Genomic DNA, 14,861 nt, shown 5'->3' with positions numbered 1-14,861 from the left:
CCAAACCATTTATTGCAAGCATAATTCTACCCTATCATACCAATAATTCCATCCAAAATAAAGTTAAATTATGATATTATGATAGAAAGACTACACCAATGAAAAGTAGGTGACTTATGATGCTTCACTGTCCATATTGTGGGACTAATATAAAGGAAGATGAAAGCTATTGTATTAAATGCGGAAAACAGTTACCCGATGATATAAATAATCGTTTAAAGAAAAAAAATAATATAAATAAATTATGGTATTTACCAGCAGTACTAGCCGCTGTATTACTTATTTCAAGCGGTGTTTATTATTTAGTCTTGGAAAAGCAAACTGCTAGCGCCAAGAATTTATATGAACAAGGTGAAAAGTATATTTTAGATGGAGAATATGAACAAGCAAGGGAATTATTTGCGGATGCACTAAAACATAAAAAGAACTTTAAACATGCAGCCATTTCTTTGGATTTTATGGATAAAGCGCTGAATGTACAAGAAAGGATAACTCAATCAATCGAATTACTGAATGAGCAAGATTATCAACAAGCAATATCTCTGATAAACGAAGCAGAAAATGCCTTGAAAAACTTTGATGGTCCTGCAGTTAATGAATTAATTGACCGTATTGTTTCAACAAAAGATACCATCCAAATAGAACAATTAAAAGATATATTAAAACAAGAGCCTTCTATTGAAGATTTGAAAATTTTATTATGGGAAGCAGATGCCATAAAGAGTATTGAAGCAGAGAAAATTACTACAACGATAAGAGATCAGATCATTGACTATTCCTATTCAAAAGCCAGTGAACAATTAAAAAATAAGCAATTCAATGATGCGCTTATATTTATTGAGGATGGACTTAAATATGCACCAAATGCCGAAAAGCTGCAAAGTTTAAAAACAACGATTGACAAGGAGCAAGTAGCTTTTGAAACAGCCCAGCAGGAAAGAATTGAACAGGCAATTAACACTGCAGCCAAAGAACAGCAAATCAATGAAACAGATGCTATCGAAATTATTTCCGCTAATATTAAAAGCGATAAACAGGGAAAATTAGTTGTAATTGGTGAAGTGAAAAGTGTAGCAACTATACCAGTTAACTCTATATTACTTGAATATTCTCTCCTGACTAAAAACGATACTGAAATTTTATCAAATGAAGTGTATGTTTATCCCGATAAGCTTTACCCGGAAGAAATAGGTGATTTTGAATTTACTCATTTTGATATCGATGACCAAGACAAAAACCTAAAAATAGAAGTGAATAAAATCACCTGGTACACAGAATAACCAATACTGCAAGTGAGGTGAAAATCCATGCAAGGCAAAAGGCTTCCACCAATACTAATATCAATAATCCTATTAATCCTTGGAATTACCACCTTTGTGATGATCTATAACCATTGGAGTAATGAGGAAATATCGGTTAGCAATCCAATTATTAATAAAGTAATTACAGGCTCTCAGCAGCTTGATTTAAAAGCTATTATTCATGAAGCCGAGAAAAATGTAGTACAAATTGATGGCCAAAATGAATACAATACCATTACAGGATCTGGTTTCATCTATAATGAAAAAGGAGATATTATTACGAATGCGCATGTAATAAAAGATGCAGATATGATCAATGTCAGAACGGCCAATGCTCGAATTTATCCAGCTGCTGTTGTTGGTATTGGCGAAGAGTTAGATATTGCAGTAGTTCGCGTTCCCCAGCTTGCGGGTCAGTCTTTTTCAATTGTTGAGAAAGAGACACTAGCGGAAATAGGAGATGAAATTATTGCATTAGGGAGTCCACATGGATTTCAAAACACAGTTACCCTTGGTATCATTTCAGGATCTGAGCGGAATTTCTCAGTAGATGGTTTCGATTATTCAAATGTATATCAAATTTCCGCCCAAATAACACATGGAAATAGCGGTGGTCCTTTGATTAATAGACAAACTGGCAAAGTAATTGGAATTAACTCTGTAGGCACAGAGGACGGAACTATTGGCTTTAGTATTCCAATCAATGAAGTAATCGATCAAATAGAGCAATGGTCGAACGAAGCACAAAATGATCAGTTGGACTTTGCCAGTACTTCTGACATTGTCACACATGATCCCGAGCAATTTACACAAGAGGTTGAGTACTTAATTGATTATTTTCTGGAAAGTATTGATATCAGAGACTATGTAAATGCATACGCATTACTTGGAAGTTCAACACAATCCGAAATTTCTTATCCAAACTTCCGTAAACAATACATTAATATTGTTGATATGAGCTATTCAGAGCTGTCCAGTAAAATAACAGAAGAAAATCAAATCAATACAACTGTAAATGTTACAATTGAAAACAAACGGAAGAATGAGGAAGACACATCAAAAAAAACATATAAATTTGACTTTACAACTGGTTATGAAAATGATCAATTAAAAATCTTAGATGTTAGTAGTTCTGAAAATTGATAACCTCTGGCGCCTCAGCGAGCCTTTAGGTTATTATTGTCTTCTCCCCTTTTTCTCTGTAATAGGCAAAACGTCCATACAAATTTAGCTATTTTACATATAGTATAATTGTAATATATAGGAGGTGTTTATGAATGGGCTATGGTTATGGTGGTGGCTTCGGCTGTGGTAATGTAGGCGGCTACGGTTACGGATACGGAAATAACTTTGCGCTAATTGTTGTGCTTTTTATCCTTCTAATCATTGTTGGCGCAGCTTTTTATTGCTAAATATGAAAGCTTGTGCTATTTCTTTTGATAGCACAAGCTTCTATTTTTTCAGCTTAATCATGAGATTTTTTAATATTAAATATAAAAATGTACAATGTTTAAAATAGCTTGTATCCAGTGTTGTTATTTTCTCTATTTTTTTAATAGATAAACAAAAGGAGAAATTCATGAAGCCGCTTTCACTGCCTTTTGTGCAACTTGAACTAAACCTTCTATTCCCTTTCCTCCAATTAAAATGATTTCTAACTCCATTATATTCTAACATAATATTGATAATTTCGAATAAATTTTTTGTTTTTTTGTATAAATTAACCATAGATTTTATAGGCTATATACGTTATAAATGTATATAATCTTATGAATTATCATTAAATATTATTATGGAGGTGAAAAAATGAAATACACATCCGATATTATTATAATAGGTGGCGGAGTTATTGGTTCTAGTATTGCATATAATCTACTGAATGATGGCTATAGTGGGGAAGTTACTGTTTTTGAAAAAGACAGCATTTATGAATTTTCATCCACACCAAGAAGTGCTGGTGGAATAAGACAATTATTTACCACCGCTGTTAATATTCAGATCAGTCGTTTTGGTTTAAAAAAATATTTAACATTTCCTGAGGATATGGCTATTGGAAATGAAAAAGCTGAGATAGATTTTAAACAACGAGGCTATCTTTTCCTTGCCAAAAACGAAACAATGGAAGAATTAAAACAACAATGGATGCTTCAGCAAAGTAATGGCGTACCATCTGAATTACTTTCAAAGGAAGAATTATTATCCATTATTCCTGAATTAACCATAGATGATCTTAACGGTGGTCTATACTGTGGTGAGGATGGTTATTTAGATCCATATTCCGTCATGCAGGGATATGCCCGAAAATCTAAACAGCTTGGGGCAAATTATGTTTATGAAGAAATCGATTCGATTTTACAAAATCACGGAAAAGTCATCGGAGTCAAGCTAACAAATGGTGATAGCTATGAAGCTCCAATTGTAGTTAATTGTGCTGGACCGTGGGCATCAGCATTAAGTGAGAAAATGGGATACCCCCTCCCTGTTGTCCCTTTAAAAAGACAAATCATTCAATTTGATATAGCAGAATCTTTAGTAAATGATTTACCTTTAACAGTGGATCCAACAGGGGTTTATTTCCGTCATGAAGGAAAGTCTCTAATAACTGGATATTCGGAAACTGTACGACCAGGAATAGATTTTAAATGGAAACGTTCATTCTTTCTGGAATATTTATGGCCAATACTAAGTCATCGCATTTCCAATTTTGAGCGAGCGAAAATTGTTAGTGGTTGGGCGGGGATGTACAGCTATAACACGATAGATCAAAATGCGATCATCGGAGCGCATCCAGAAGTTCATGGATACTTCATTGCTTGCGGCTTCAGTGGACATGGTATGCAGCAGGCACCAGCCGTTGGAAAAGGATTGTCTGAATTCATACGTACTGGGCAATACGAGACTTTAGATTTATCCCCATTACGATTTGAGAGATTTGCGGAAAACAATTTGATTATTGAAGGTGCAATCGTATAAAAATGGGAGCTGATTTTTATGTTGTTTTTGAATAAACAGGATATCTTAAAGGCGATTAGTATGAAGGAAACTATTGATGCGATTGATACAGCCTATAGATTATATGAATCACAGCAATTTCAAATGCCTACAAGAATGCAGATTACTGATGATCCGAATACTTTAATACTAATGCCATGTTTAACAGAAGATGCTATCGGTACAAAATTAGTAACTTCTTTTCCTAATAATATTAAACACCCCACGCTACATGGTCTTGTTATTTTAAACAGCAGTGAGACGGGTGAAGTAAAAGCTATTATGGATGGCTCGTTTATTACAGGATTTCGAACTGGTGCTATTGGCGGCTCAGCTATCCGCCATTTATCTCAAGCAGACGCTAAAAAGGTAGCCATTATCGGTACAGGGGTTCAAGGGTTTTATCAGGCAATTGCTGCTTGTTCAGAGCGTCCAATCACAGATATTTATTTATTTAATCGTTCCTATGATAAAATTCCTCTCTTTAAAGAAAATTTAGAGAAACAATTGGACAGGTCTGTACGTCTGCATGCTATGAAAACTGTTGAAGCTGCCATTCAAGATGCTGAGATTATTATTACCGCCACAACTTCCTTTACACCAGTTCTGCCAAATAATCCAGATTTACTAGAAAATAAATTAATTATTGGCATAGGCTCTTTTCAGCCTGGAATGCGGGAATTTCCGGAAGCTCTCTATCACAAATCGAATCGGATCATTGTAGACTCAGAGGATGCAGTTAAAGAGTCTGGCGATATCCGAATACCCCTTGATAACAAGTGGATTAACAGAAGCTTTATTCAAACAATGTCATCATACCTCACAATTAAACATAATTTGAAAGATCAGAAAGGTACTATCTTTAAATCAACAGGAATGGCTTTATTCGATGTAGTTACCGCTAATTTGATCTATCAAAAAGCAATCGAAAAAGGAGTTGGTAAACAGTTGAGTTACTAATTTATGAAAGCGATTTCACTTAAAATGGAGGTAAACGATGAATATTATAGTTGTGCAATTCATTATTTATTGTGTTGTAATTCTTGGAATTGGATATTATTTCAGTCGAGTAAGTAAAACACAATCAGACTTTTTATTAGGCGGAAAAAAATTACCAGGATGGGCACTTGCCTTTTCCGAACGAGCAACTGGTGAGTCTGCTTGGCTATTACTGGGTTATACTGGATTTGTTTTTATGACTGGTTTATCAGGGATATGGGTTGCTGTAGGTATCGCCCTTGGGATTATTTTTGCCTGGCTATTCCTTGCAAAAATATTTATGCGAGAGACAGATAAGTATGATGTCCTAACATTACCGGATTATTTAGCTGTACGCTTTGGACAAAAGGCAAATGTTATTCGCTGGCTTACAAGCTCACTTATAGCTGGATTCTTAATGTTTTATGTTGGTGCTCAAATGGCAGGGGCAGGTAAAATGTTATTTACCTCATTTGAAATGCCACCTGCATTAGGCATATTCTTAGCAACGATTATCATTATCCTGATTACAGTTGCCGGAGGATTTATTTCTGTAGTATGGACAGATATGATTCAGAGTGTAATGATGGTAATTACATTAGTTGCCTTGCCAATAGCTGCATTGATCTATATTAATACGAATGATTTGTCTATTACACAATCTTTAGTTGGTGCTGGTGATTCATTTAATTCCTGGTTTGGTGGACTAACAGGTTTTGCACTGGGGGTATTATTCTTTAATAATTTTGCATGGTTTTTTGGCTTCCTTGGTGGTCAGCCACAACTCAGTACACGCTTCATGGCATTAAAAAGTGAAAAAGATGCCAACCAAGGTACTGTGGTAGCAATTGTTTGGACTTTCTTGGCATATGGTGGCGCATTTTTAATTGGATTAGCTGCAATTGCTATGTACGATCAGGGTTCCTTCGCAGATGTTGAAATCATTTTACCAACAATGATTCTGGAATTAATGCCACCATGGATTGCTGGAGTTTTACTCGCTGGTGTATTAGCTGCAATTATTACCACCGCTACTTCACAGCTACTTGTGGTTACCAGCTCTGTCAGTGAAGATATTATTCATAAGGCCATGGGGATAGAGCTCACAGATAAACAATTAGTATGGATATCACGAATTTCCGTTTTGCTATTTGGACTTATTGGGATGGTAATTGCTCTTGTATCAGAGTCGCTATTGTATCTCGTAGTGAGCTGGGCCTGGGCAGGAGTAGGCTGTACACTCTCTCCTGCTATTCTGATGACATTCTTTTGGAAGCGTTACTCAAGTGCAGGTGTAGTTGCAACCGTATCAGCTGGGCTAGTATCAACTATATTATGGATAAGTACTCCTCTAGAAGAAATGATGACATCCCGTTTTACAACATTCTTTATTGCAGCATTTTTCGGTATCGTATTCAGTCTATTACTTCCAGATAAGAAAGAAAATATTGTTTCCGGAACAAAAGAAGGAGCATTATAAAGTGAAACTTCATTCAGTGGGGGTTTCCCTTCCTCCCCCACCTTCACGTTTGGGATTTCTCACGCTTGGAGGTGGGGGTATTACAGCCTGTTAAGCATGAGAAACACAAAATAAGCAAATGCCATCTCTAAAAAAGAGATGGCATTTTAAATTTACTGTGAAGTAACAACGAGCAGCTTGGATAATTGCTCCGGTGGCAATGGCTTACTAAAATAAAAGCCTTGCATTTCATCACATTCCTCATTTTCCAAAAATGTCAGCTGTTCAATTGTTTCGACACCTTCAGCAATCACTTTCATATTTAAAGAATGCGACATATGAATAATCGATTTTACAATCGCCAAATTTTGTTTTTGTGTATCATCCATAAACAGCTTATCGATTTTCAACTTGGTAATTGGAAAGAGACTTAAATATTTCAATGAAGAATAGCCTGTTCCGAAATCATCAATAGAAACTAGGACTCCAAGTTTTCTTAAATTATGCATCGTTGAAAGAATATTTTTTTCATTCGTCATTGACATACTTTCAGTTATTTCAAGTTCCAGATACTCCGGATCTAAACCTGTTTCGGTTAATATTCTATTTAACTTTTCAACAAGATTCCTTTGATGAAACTGTTTAGCAGAAAGATTAACACTAACAATTATTGATTCAAATCCTTGATTCTGCCAGGCTTTATTTTGCCTGCAGGCCTCTCTTATTACCCAATCACCAATTTCAATAATTAGCCCTGTTTTTTCAGCCAATGATATAAAATCCAATGGAGGAATATTACCTCTTATTGGATGATTCCAGCGTAATAATGCTTCCATTCCAACAATTTTTCCAGTTCTTAAATTTTTTTGTGGTTGATAATGTAACGAAAACTCACCGTTAGCCAAAGCCTTTCGTAATTCTGTTTCCATTGTAAACATTGTTTTCAGGTTTTCAGAGATTGATGATTCAAACACTTTATAATTATTACGATGTTTTTCTTTAATCACATACATTGCAGAATCAGCATGTTTTATTAATTCATATGGCGTTTTTCCATTATCGGGAAATACACTAATACCAATACTAACAGATGTAAATATTTCATATCCGTCAATTTTAATGGGTTTTTCAAATTCAGCAATCAAGCTTTCTGCTAAAGATGCTGCAGCATCATTGTTTGGAACATTCCTTTGCAGGATTAAGAATTCATCTCCACTCATTCTAGCTATAAACGTATCTGTTTGTAAAAAAGCCTTTAGTCTCATAGCACAGGCTTTTAGTAATTTATCTCCAAAAGCATAGCCTAATGTATCATTAATCTCTTTGAAATAATCCATATCCAAAAAATAAACAGCCAATAATTCATTATGCTTTTTTGCCTTTTTCATGGCCTTATTAAGTACTTTTATAAAAAAGTTCCTGTTTGGCAAATCTGTCAATTCATCATAATAAGCCATGTACTCAATTCGTTTTTCGTTTGCTACCCTTTCGGTAATATCCTTAATAATAGCTGTACGAATGACCTTCCCTTGGTTATTATATGGATGCTGCATTATTTCAAAATCAAATAATGCCCCATCTTCTCGAATTCCAGTTAGTTCATATGGCTTTTCCGGGTTGGATTGAACCTTTTTAGTAAAGATATATTTACTTTTACTATCAATAAGCTCTGAGAACATCTTTTTCCTTATCTCTGCTTGAGAAAACCCAAACATAGAAGCAAATGTTGTGTCACAATCGATTATTTTTTCCTCATTATAAATAACGATGCCTCCAATGCTTTTATCAATAAGGCGATTAATATACTTTTTTATCTCAGAAGTCGTATCATCCAAGCTCAGTTTGTTCATGATTAAACAATAAACAGCTTTTGTTACTTGAATACATTTCACTTCTATTAGGCTATTGGTTTTATTCTTTAATTCCATGAGCAGATGTGTCTCTTCAGACCTAAGTAATATTTCAAAATCCAAGTAATTATAAATCAATGCTGTACTGGCATCTTCCAAATTCAATAAAGAAAATGCTGGTTTATTACCATCGATTATTTCTCCATCCTTATGAACAAATAGAATAGGTTCTTTTAGACTGGACAATAGTTTACGTTGAAATGGTATTTCTGTCTTTATATTAGTCATAGACCTTCTCTCCTAACTAAACCCAATAAATTACCCGATAATTATTTTTTCTTTAGGATAATGATATTTTCCACTCTTCTTATTGTTTTTGAAGATGAACAAAAATGTAATTATTCCTACTCTGCCAATAAACATTAGGATCATCAGTATTATTTTACTGAATGTAGATATTTCATCAGTTATACCAAGTGATAATCCTACAGTTCCAAAAGCAGACGTTGTTTCAAACAATATTTCTGTTAAAGAAAATGGCTCTATGATTGACATCAGTAAAATGGAACTAAATACAAATACAAATGACATGAGTGTTACAGTAACAGCCTTAAACAGATCTTCATGATAAATCTCACGGTTGAAAATTCGAATGCTTACACCACCGCGTGCATAGATAATAATAAAAATGACTACCAGTGCAAATGTAGTCGTACGAATACCTCCCCCAGCACTGCTAGGGGATGCACCAATAAACATTAAAAATGACATAAACAGATGATTTTCCTCGGTTAACTGGCTTACATCCATCGTAGATAATCCGCCACTCCTTGTTGTAACAGATTGAAATAATGAATAAAATAATGCCTCATGCCAAGATTTGTCAGCAAAGAAATTTCCAATATCAAGTAAAAAGATAAATAAAGCACCTGAAACAATTAAGATTAAAAAAGTAACCGTAGTCAGCTTTGTAAATAAACTAAATCGCATCAGCTTACGGTTTTCAGATTTAGCAAATATATATTCCTTCAACTCAATTAATACCGGAAAACCTATAGCACCAAAAATTATCAGCAGCATGTTAATAAATTGTACAAAATAATCATCTTTAAACGGAACTAATGATTGTCCTGTGATATCAAACCCACCATTGGAAACTGCACTAATCGTTCCAAAGAACCCATGTAAATACGCTTCTTTTGCAGATGAGAAATATTGCAGGAAATAAGTTCCCAAAATAAGAAAACCAAGTAATTCAATCACTAATAACACATAAACTATTTGCTTAATTAAACGTACCATACCTTCAAAGGATGTTTGATTTTGATCGGTCATAATTAAACGGCGCTCTTTTAAACCGATCTTCTTTCCCAACAGCAGCCAAATAAATGTACCAATTGACATCACACCAACTGCCCCCAATTGCAAAATGCACGCGAGTATAATTATGCCCGTTGTACTCAGTGTGTCAGCTATTGTTATGGTACTTAATCCAGTAACACTTAATGCACTTACAGATGTGAAAAGGATATCAATAAATGCTATATCCACGCCTTCTTGATAAGCAATAGGTAAAGCCATAATCACTGTCGAAAGAAGAACTGCTATAAAATAAAAGAACAATAATATTTGTACAGGTGACAATTTATGTACCCAGTGAAAAAACAAATTTTGAGGCTTCATAATGATTACTCCTAACGACCTTACATATTATATCGGTTTGTCTTTTAAAAAGTTAATATCATTATAGCAGTCATCTTTATTATTTGCTTTCTTTTTTGATAAAAAAATCTGGATGAAGCTCACCAAGAATTCTAACAATTCCCGGGTTTTCAACAAATTATACATGTATGATGAAAAAAGATTAAACAAGATTGGTCTAGAACAGACCAATCTTGTTCACATTATTTCTTTAAATTTTTTTAACAACTCTTCCCCTTGATACCCTTCTTCGATTAATGCTGTCAGTTGTTCCTCTATTTTATGTTTTCGCTGATCTACAATCGTTCCAATGAATAAGATATTCATATGTGCACCTATTTCATTGATTCCTATAATAGTGGTAATAAAAGCTGCCGGCTCATTCGTTTCTTTCGTTATTTTTACTTGAACAAGAATCTCCTCATCCTTTTCATCTAATTTTCTAAAGAAATCTAAAAACGAATGTTCAATATACGCTTCTATAATCCAGCGATTGTGGTCATCTTCTCTATTTATTATCAGTCCATCTTTTAACGGTATATTATTTTGAATAATATCATCATCTTGTTGCTCAATAATTTCTAAATTTTTCAGTTTAAATGTTTTCATATTCCACCCAATTACCCTCCTATATATGACATCTCAATTTTTTTACGATTTTTATGTTTATGTTTATGTTCAGCACGTTCATCAGAATATCGATCTTTTCTTCTTTCCCATAAAGAGGTTAGTACTTCTTCTAATGCATCATCTGATAATCCATTTCGTAATTTTTCTTTTATATCAAAACCGCTTGAAGCAAAAAGACATGTATATAGCTTCCCATCTGCCGATAACCTTAAACGAGTACACGTTCCACAAAATGAATCCGTCACAGAAGAGATAACACCTATCTCTCCACTACCATCTTTATACCGGTATCTTGATGCGACTTCCCCATAGTAATTTTCCTCCACAGGCTCAAGAGGCATTTCTTCATTTATTGTATTGATGATCTCTTTTTTTGAAATGACATTATTATAATCCCAGCCATTATGATTTCCAACATCCATGAATTCAATATATCTGAGTATAATATCTTTTCCTTTGAAATAATGCGCCATTGGTATTAGTTGACTCTCATTCATGCCTTTTTTGGCAACCATATTAATTTTCACCTGTAATCCCGCATTTTGAGCAGCTTCAATTCCTTTTAAGACAGGCAGTGTCACCACTCCTCGCCCATTGATTTGTTTAAATACTTCATCTTCAATGGCATCCAAACTTATATTTACACGTTTCAAGCCTGCATCTTTTAGCTTTTGTGCTCTCTTTGGCAATAATATTCCATTTGTCGTTAATGCTATATCCTTGATTCCGGGAATTATAGTTAATTTAGCAATTAACTGATCTAGATTCTTTCTCATCAAAGGTTCTCCACCAGTAATGCGGATTTTTTCGACGCCTAGTTGTGCAAATGATTCGGCTAAGCGAACAATTTCATCAAAGTTTAATAATTGGTCTTCAGGCAAAAAAACATAATCATCTCCAAAGATTTCCTTTGGCATACAATAAGTGCAGCGTAAATTACACTTATCTATTACAGAAATCCTCAAATCCTTCAGTAATCTGCCGAATTGATCTTTAATAGCTCTTTTTTCATTTTCCATGTAAATCACTCCTCGAAATCCATGTTAAAACCTGATTGACCATACATATCTTCCAGTAATAATGCCTCTACCTCGTCACCAACCTTAAAACCTCTTGTTCCACCAGGTAATACCATTAAACAAGTAGAGTTCGCAAGTGAAGTCACAACATTGGATTTATCTATTCCAGCCAGATGAGCATAAACTGCAGCATTTTCGTAAGTAATATAGCTCCGTACAAATCTTGTGAATGGATTGGGCTTAGGAAACTCATCAGCTAACGTAGCTTTTATTCGTTTTAAATAGGGTTGCTTATTATATAAATAATGTTGGATAATCGGTCTTACAAATAATTCAAATCCAACATAACAGGCTGAAGGATTCCCAGATAGACCAAATAATAACTGTTCTTCCTTAACAGCAACCGTGGTAACACTCCCAGGCCGCATAGCAATTTTATTAAAAAGCACATCTGCTTTTAGCTTCTCATAGATAGCAGGCATCAAATCAAAATCTCCCACCGAGACACCCCCGGTAGTAAGTAATATATCAACCTCACCAAGAACTTCCTTAATGGCTTGATAGCTTGAGTCAAATTCATCAGCCAGTTTACCGTAATACTTAGGAATGCCACCTGCCCTGTTAATTTGAGAAGCTATCATATGTGCATTTGATTCGCGAATTTTCCCTGGTTCTAAGTTTTCATCAACCTCTAATAACTCCGTTCCTGTAGCTATAATTCCTACAATCGGCTTTTTGGCAACTTCAACTTGATGGTATCCGAATGTAGCAAGTAATGCTTTTACACCTGGATTAATGATTGTACCTTCTTCAATAAGCAGTTCACCTTCAAGTACTTCAGAACCTTCTTTGATAATGTTCTGGTCTATACTCATTTTTCTTTTTATCGACATGAAGGATTTATTATTTCTCTCATATGATTGGCAAATCTCAAACATAGCTATACAATCTGCTCCATCAGGAATTTTTGCTCCGGTCATAATTCTTGTAGCTTGCCCTTCGCTTAAATATTTTGTTGGAACTTGACCAGCTCCAATATGTTCAACAACCTCAACCTCTACCGGATTAGTTAAAGATGCGTTTTGCGTATCTCTCGACCGTAAAGCAAACCCATCATACGGTGATTTATCAAATGAAGGTACATTATTTCTTGCAATGATTGGTTCAGCTAATCTCCTGTTGTCACTTTCATGAATGGAGACTTTTTCTTTTTGACCTTTCAAACGATAGTTCATGACTATTTCTACAGCATCATTTACAGGTATTGGCTTTCTTTTTTCAACCATGAATTACCAGGCCCTTTCTAAATATATTAATAGGATTATTCTTTCAATTTTAAGCTTATTTAAAGTGTACCAAAAATAACAAACAATTGATATTTATTCCTAATGAAAATAGGAAAGTGTTTGAATTCCGTTACAATTGGATATTTATTTACAAAGTTCATGGTGCTTCTGTTTCGAAGGAAGAAAAAGAAGCTTTAGAAGCAGATTAGTTATACATAGTGGCCATTATGAGAACCATGAAAGCATCAGGGCATAGATATGCCATGTTTTTGGTTTTTTAGCCTTTACAGCTCTTCTTTTTTATATGTGACAATCAACATAATTATTGTATAATTATGTTTATTCCATATATTAAAATTCAGAGGGGATTAGTTTATGAAAAAAATATTAATTTTAATAATTCTTTTCTTGTTAACAGCTTGTGTAAAGAGTGAACCTGCTATTGAAAAAACAGATACCATTCCTGATGATCCAAGTAGTGAACCAGAATTTATCGAACAAGTGAGCGAAGATGAAGTAGATGAATATATAGAATTTGCATTTGAAGACGAACAATTAAGAATCAATTTAAAAATGGTTCCCATTTTAGATGCATATCTTGAAACGGTTAACGATCGCCAAATGGCTATCGAAAAAATGAAAATCGAACGAGTGCATGTGGATAGCCCCAGCATTTATTTACTTGAGTTTTCCTGTAAAGTTAACGGATGTTCCTATTTGCTTTTCAATAGGAATGTTGATACAAAAGCATACCTTCTGGGTGATTTAGCAAAATCGGTATCCATGATTGCCTCACCAAATAATTCGAAGATGCTCTTTCTTTTCCAGCGTAACAGTTCATTGCCGCTTCCTTTAAATAATATCGTTGTAATTGATCTAGAGAAATGGGAACCAGTATCATTAGTTAATAAAACGACAGATTCCAATATATTGGGTTATACGTGGCCACTGATCAGTGTTGATTGGCTCGACGATGAAACCATTTCCGTAACAAAACCAGCAGTTACAGAACCATCTTATGAAATTATTAATGAATGGGTGGAATCAGATGGATCTGTAACAAACATCGTTTTTAAGTTTTTACACTAATTTGAAAAAATAAAAACAACACATTTACTGTTGAAATGTGTTGTTTTTATTCGAATATTAATCTTTCTACATGATCAATCCTTACTTCTTCCCCATCTACTTTAAATCTGGCTTCTGCATATAAATTGCACTCCCCTTTTTTGGGTGATGCAAATGTTATCTCTTTTTGGGGAAAAACATAGCCTTTTTTAAATACTTTGGAAACAGTACTTCCAGTATAATCATGATTTTTGTTTAGTAATGAAACAGATACTAAGGGTGTGTGATGTGTGATTTCAACAGTCTCATCCCCAACATATTGAATGGATTGTAAAACCTGAATTCCATCTTTAGTCTCACTTATTCGCATATGTAAGATAAAATCATCTACTTGTTTTTCCACAATTTTATTTTCTTCCAGTTTTGCATCTGGTTTAATAAATTGCCAATACAGCACCCCTACAAAACAAACCAACACAAGAGAAAAAAGGAAAATTTTCTTCACTTAGATCCCCTCCTAAAGTAACTCCCATATTAATAAGACGAAAATCAAAGTTAAAAAGTTTCAATATTACTAA

General features: G+C 34.3%; 12 protein-coding genes and 1 pseudogene. 7 read left to right on the top strand and 6 right to left on the bottom strand.

Annotated features, from left to right (window positions below; translation table 11 throughout):
- Positions 1–116 precede the first annotated feature (116 nt).
- From AC6HVZ_RS00875 to AC6HVZ_RS00850, 6 genes and pseudogenes are all read left to right on the top strand, one after another.
- A complete protein-coding gene (locus tag AC6HVZ_RS00875) occupies positions 117–1,280 on the top strand; it encodes a zinc ribbon domain-containing protein (RefSeq protein ID WP_497556234.1) in 1,164 nt (387 codons plus the stop codon).
- A gap of 27 nt (positions 1,281–1,307) precedes the next feature.
- Entirely contained in the window at positions 1,308–2,444 is a 1,137-nt protein-coding gene (locus AC6HVZ_RS00870) for a S1C family serine protease (protein WP_497556233.1), read from the top strand.
- Between the two features lie 191 nt (positions 2,445–2,635).
- Positions 2,636–2,713 (top strand): annotated as a pseudogene (locus tag AC6HVZ_RS00865) (YjcZ family sporulation protein); the annotation flags it as partial.
- A 394-nt stretch (positions 2,714–3,107) separates the two neighbouring features.
- Positions 3,108–4,274, top strand: a complete 1,167-nt coding sequence (locus AC6HVZ_RS00860) for an NAD(P)/FAD-dependent oxidoreductase (protein ID WP_497556232.1) — start codon at positions 3,108–3,110, stop codon at positions 4,272–4,274.
- A gap of 18 nt (positions 4,275–4,292) precedes the next feature.
- Positions 4,293–5,252 (top strand): ornithine cyclodeaminase family protein, encoded by a 960-nt coding sequence (locus AC6HVZ_RS00855; protein WP_497556231.1) that lies wholly within the window; start codon positions 4,293–4,295, stop codon positions 5,250–5,252.
- Positions 5,253–5,289: 37 nt separating this feature from the next.
- Complete coding sequence (locus tag AC6HVZ_RS00850; RefSeq protein WP_497556230.1) at positions 5,290–6,750, top strand: sodium/proline symporter; 1,461 nt, start codon at positions 5,290–5,292, stop codon at positions 6,748–6,750.
- A 152-nt stretch (positions 6,751–6,902) separates the two neighbouring features.
- Here AC6HVZ_RS00850 and AC6HVZ_RS00845 read toward each other — a convergent pair whose 3' ends face one another.
- From AC6HVZ_RS00845 to AC6HVZ_RS00825, 5 genes are all read right to left on the bottom strand, one after another.
- On the bottom strand, positions 6,903–8,867 hold the full coding sequence (locus AC6HVZ_RS00845) for a sensor domain-containing protein (protein ID WP_497556229.1): 1,965 nt from the start codon (positions 8,865–8,867) through the stop codon (positions 6,903–6,905).
- Between the two features lie 30 nt (positions 8,868–8,897).
- Positions 8,898–10,262 (bottom strand): TrkH family potassium uptake protein, encoded by a 1,365-nt coding sequence (locus AC6HVZ_RS00840; RefSeq protein WP_497556228.1) that lies wholly within the window; start codon positions 10,260–10,262, stop codon positions 8,898–8,900.
- A 216-nt stretch (positions 10,263–10,478) separates the two neighbouring features.
- Positions 10,479–10,889: a YwpF family protein gene (locus AC6HVZ_RS00835; protein WP_497556227.1), complete on the bottom strand. Its 411-nt coding sequence runs from the start codon at positions 10,887–10,889 to the stop codon at positions 10,479–10,481.
- Between the two features lie 11 nt (positions 10,890–10,900).
- A complete protein-coding gene (gene moaA / locus AC6HVZ_RS00830) occupies positions 10,901–11,929 on the bottom strand; it encodes a GTP 3',8-cyclase MoaA (protein WP_497556226.1) in 1,029 nt (342 codons plus the stop codon).
- Positions 11,930–11,934: 5 nt separating this feature from the next.
- The gene (locus AC6HVZ_RS00825; protein WP_497556225.1) at positions 11,935–13,215 is read right to left on the bottom strand and encodes a molybdopterin molybdotransferase MoeA; all 1,281 of its coding nucleotides are present in this window, start codon (positions 13,213–13,215) and stop codon (positions 11,935–11,937) included.
- A gap of 375 nt (positions 13,216–13,590) precedes the next feature.
- On the opposite strand from AC6HVZ_RS00825, the gene AC6HVZ_RS00820 reads away from it, so the two are divergent.
- On the top strand, positions 13,591–14,304 hold the full coding sequence (locus AC6HVZ_RS00820; protein ID WP_497556224.1) for a hypothetical protein: 714 nt from the start codon (positions 13,591–13,593) through the stop codon (positions 14,302–14,304).
- 46 nt (positions 14,305–14,350) lie between these two features.
- Here the strand turns inward: AC6HVZ_RS00820 and AC6HVZ_RS00815 are convergent, their stop codons facing one another.
- Positions 14,351–14,788, bottom strand: coding sequence for a hypothetical protein (locus tag AC6HVZ_RS00815; RefSeq protein WP_497556223.1), 438 nt, complete (start codon positions 14,786–14,788; stop codon positions 14,351–14,353).
- Positions 14,789–14,861: the final 73 nt, after the last annotated feature.

Source organism: Oceanobacillus sp. NCCP-135 (assembly GCF_059698015.1).
Note: the sequence above shows the minus strand (reverse complement) of the source record. Positions and strands in the feature narration are given on the sequence as shown.